At 65.8% G+C, this 3,624-nt stretch carries 5 protein-coding genes; 1 reads left to right on the forward strand and 4 read right to left on the reverse strand.

Annotated elements, in window-relative coordinates; all coding sequences use genetic code 11:
* The 4 genes from FFS27_RS30415 to minC form a co-directional block, all read right to left on the reverse strand.
* A partial coding sequence (locus FFS27_RS30415) for an RluA family pseudouridine synthase (protein WP_137952436.1) occupies positions 1–442 on the reverse strand: 442 nt, incomplete at its 3' end.
* A gap of 103 nt (positions 443–545) precedes the next feature.
* Complete coding sequence (gene minE, locus FFS27_RS30420; RefSeq protein WP_003091581.1) at positions 546–800, reverse strand: cell division topological specificity factor MinE; 255 nt, start codon at positions 798–800, stop codon at positions 546–548.
* Positions 797–1,612 carry a septum site-determining protein MinD gene (minD, locus tag FFS27_RS30425; protein ID WP_003091579.1) on the reverse strand — a complete coding sequence of 272 codons (816 nt, stop codon included), beginning with the start codon at positions 1,610–1,612 and terminating at the stop codon, positions 797–799. The genes minE and minD overlap by 4 nt, the downstream gene beginning before the upstream one ends.
* 61 nt (positions 1,613–1,673) lie before the next feature.
* The gene (minC, locus tag FFS27_RS30430; RefSeq protein WP_003114802.1) at positions 1,674–2,465 is read right to left on the reverse strand and encodes a septum site-determining protein MinC; all 792 of its coding nucleotides are present in this window, start codon (positions 2,463–2,465) and stop codon (positions 1,674–1,676) included.
* Between the two features lie 159 nt (positions 2,466–2,624).
* On the opposite strand from minC, the gene FFS27_RS30435 reads away from it, so the two are divergent.
* Positions 2,625–3,563, forward strand: coding sequence for a lipid A biosynthesis lauroyl acyltransferase (locus tag FFS27_RS30435; protein ID WP_003091577.1), 939 nt, complete (start codon positions 2,625–2,627; stop codon positions 3,561–3,563).
* Positions 3,564–3,624 lie beyond the last annotated feature (61 nt).

The raw sequence follows: 3,624 nt of genomic DNA on the forward strand, positions 1-3,624 counted from the left end.
GTGTCAGCTCGACCCTGCTCCAGCGCTCATGACGCTCGACCACACGCCAGAAGGTCAGGGCGTGGCGGCCGTGCTCGAAGTCCACCACGTGACGCGGCTTGGTCGGCGGGTCGTAGCGCAGCGGCAGTTCGATGCGCCCGCTGTCCAGTTCCGGCAGGCCCCAGCAAAGGGCGGTATAGGCTTTCTCGGTCTCGCGGTCGTGGAACTGGCGGGAAAGCTCGCGGTGGCTGTCGGCGTCGCGGGCGAGCACCATCAGGCCGGAGGTTTCCCAGTCCAGGCGGTGGACGATGCGGGCCTCGGGATAGCCGTTTTCCTGCAGGCGGGTGACCAGGCAGTCCTTGTTGTCATCGGCGCGGCCGGGCACCGACAGCAGCAGGGTGGGCTTGTCGACCACCAGCAGGGCGTCATCCTGGTGAACGATTCGGATCTGGGACAGCGGCATAGCGAACGGGCTCATCGCCGGGAGGCGGCAGGGAGCCTGGCGGGCAGGCTCGGTGAAACGACTGCGGCGGCCAATGGCCGCCGCAGTATGGACCCTGGGCGAATCAACGATCCGGCAGGGTGATGTTGAGTTCCAGGATCGAGCAGTTGCCCTGGTTCTCCAGTTCCACCTGGATCTGCTCCTGGTCGATCGGTACGTACTTGCGGATCACTTCCAGCAGGTCTTTCTGCAACTGGGGCAGATAATCCGGCTGTGCGCGCTGGCCACGTTCGTGGGCAACGATGATCTGCAGTCGTTCTTTCGCGATGGAAGCGCTGTTCTGCGATTTCCGACTGCGAAAGAAGTCTAAAAGGCTCATTCACGTCCTCCGAACAGTCTTTGCAGGAATCCTTTCTTCTGCACATCGAGGAATCGATGCGGTATTTCCTTGCCGAGCAGGCGGTCGACCGCATCGCTGTACGCCTGGCCGGCGTCGCTCTGCTCGTCGAGGATCACCGGCACGCCCTGGTTCGACGCCTTGAGCACGGCCTGGGATTCCGGGATCACCCCGAGCAGGCGGATGGCGAGGATCTCCTCGACGTCGTCGACGCCGAGCATCTCGCCCTTGGTGACGCGCTCCGGGTTGTAGCGGGTCAGCAGCAGGTGTTCCTTGATCGGCTCCTCGCCTTTCTCGGCGCGCTGCGACTTGCTTGCCAGCAGGCCGAGCATGCGGTCGGAGTCGCGTACCGAGGAAACCTCGGGGTTGGTCACGACGATCGCTTCGTCGGCGAAGTACATGGCCAGGTGGGCGCCTTTCTCGATGCCCGCCGGGGAGTCGCAGATGATGTATTCGAAATCCTTGCGCAGTTCGGCCATGACTTTCTCGACGCCTTCCTTGGTCAGGGCGTCCTTGTCGCGGGTCTGGCTGGCGGCCAGGACATGCAGGTTTTCGAGGCGCTTGTCCTTGATCAGGGCCTGGGTGAGGGTGGCCTCGCCGTTGACGACGTTGACGAAGTCGTACACCACGCGGCGTTCGCAGCCCATGATCAGGTCGAGGTTACGCAGGCCGACGTCGAAGTCGACGATGACGGTCTTGAAACCGCGCAAGGCCAGGCCGGTGCCGATAGCTGCGCTGGTGGTGGTTTTACCGACGCCACCCTTACCGGAAGTGACTACGAGAATTTTGGCCAAGGTGATTCACCCCAATGAAAAACGTAAGAATTCTGGTCCCTGAAAGTGGCGGCAGTATCCGTTAAAGGCGGGTGATGTTCAACACGTCACCCGACAGGCTGACGTGCACTGCCTTGCCCCACTGCGGGCTGCGTCGCAGGTCCTCCGCGACCTTGTAGTTACCGGCGATGGAGACCAGTTCGGCGGCCAGCTGCTGGCAGAAGATTCGCGCCGTGGCGTCGCCTTTCACGCCGGCCAGTGCGCGTCCGCGCATCGGGCCGTACACATGGATGTTTCCGTCGGCGAGAAGTTCCGCGCCGGGACTGACCGCGGCCAGCACGATCAGGTCGCCGCCGGCGGCGTAGATCTGCATGCCGCCGCGCACCGGGGTCTTCACCACCTTGGTCGGGCGGCTGACGGGCTCGGCGGGCTTCTCTTCCGCCTTGGCCGGCTCGGGCCTGGCTTCACCGGCGCTCGGGCTGGGCTCTTCGGCAGGCTTGCGCGGGGCGCTGTCCTTGATGTCCAGCGGTCGTTCGCGGGCGCCCGAGGGCGGCAGCACCGGCAGGTCCAGGGCCTGGGCGGCGGCGATGTCCTCCTCGCGCCCGGCGCGGATCGCCAGGGTGCGCAGGCCGTGGCGGCGACAGACCTCGAGGAGCGCCGGCAGGTCAAGGCGGCCTTCGCCTTCGGGCAGCTTGTCGAGGGCCATGACCAGGGGGGTGTCGCGGAAGAAGTTGGGCGCTTGCGCCACCTTGTCGGCGAGTTGCCGTTCGAGCCTCGCCAGGTCGTTGTGCGCCAGTTCGAGGATGGTCACCGCGAGCATGCTGCCCTTGAGCTGGAATACGGGGTCTTGATCGAGGAGGTCGGCTTGGCTCATGGGGCTTGTCGGTCGTTGAATTGCAGGGACTTATAACGAGAACGCCGGATGCCCGCAAGCGTGGCAGATAGCCGGGGCGGCATCGATCGGCAACGCGGCGTCCCGCCGGGACGGCGGGCAGGGTAGAATGGCGGGCTTTGATCGTCGTCGGAACCGTCCATGGATCGCCCCCGTTTCTCCAGCGCTTTCCTCCATCCCCGCTACTGGCCGCTCTGGTTCGGCCTGGGGCTGCTCTGGCTGGTGGTGCAGTTGCCTTATCCCGTCCTGCTGATGCTCGGCCGTGGCCTGGGGGCGCTGATGTACCGCTTGGTCGGCTCGCGCCGCGAGATTGCCGCGCGCAACCTCGAACTGTGCTTTCCGGAAAAGTCGCCCGCCGAACGCGAGCGTCTGCTGAAGGAGAACTTCGCCTCCAGCGGCATCGCCTTCTTCGAGATGGCCATGAGCTGGTGGTGGCCGAAGGCGCGCCTGGCCCGTCTTGCCCATATAGAAGGCCTGGAGCATCTGCGCGAGGCCCAGGCCAAGGGCGAGGGGGTGATCCTCATGGCCCTGCATTTCACCACCCTGGAGATCGGCGCGGCGCTGCTCGGCCAGGTGCACACCATCGACGGCATGTACCGTGAGCACGACAACCCGGTGTTCGACTACATCCAGCGCCGTGGCCGCGAGCGGCACAACCTCGATGCCACCGCCATCGAGCGCGAGGACGTGCGCTCGATGCTCAAGGTGCTGCGTGGCGGCCGCGCCATCTGGTACGCACCGGACCAGGACTACGGCGCCAAGCAGAGCCTGTTCGTGCCGCTGTTCGGCATCCCGGCGGCCACCGTCACCGCCACTACCAAGTTCGCCCGCCTGGGCCGGGCGCGGGTGTTGCCGTTCACCCAGAGCCGCCTGGCCGATGGCAGCGGTTACCGCCTGACCATCCACCCGCCGCTGGAGGACTTCCCCGGCGAGAGCGAGGAAGCCGATTGCCTGCGGATCAACCAGTGGGTCGAGCGTTGCGTGCGCCAGCAGCCCGAGCAGTACCTGTGGGCGCACCGGCGTTTCAAGACCCGCCCGCCAGGCGAAGCCAAGCTCTATCCGAAACGGCGCAAGCGCTGAGGACGGGCATTCCGGACGCGCGCGGGGTCTGGCTATACTCGCCGCAGTTCATGACGGAAGC

The sequence above is a fragment of the Pseudomonas sp. 2VD genome (assembly GCF_005503585.1).
GTDB lineage: Bacteria > Pseudomonadota > Gammaproteobacteria > Pseudomonadales > Pseudomonadaceae > Pseudomonas > Pseudomonas aeruginosa.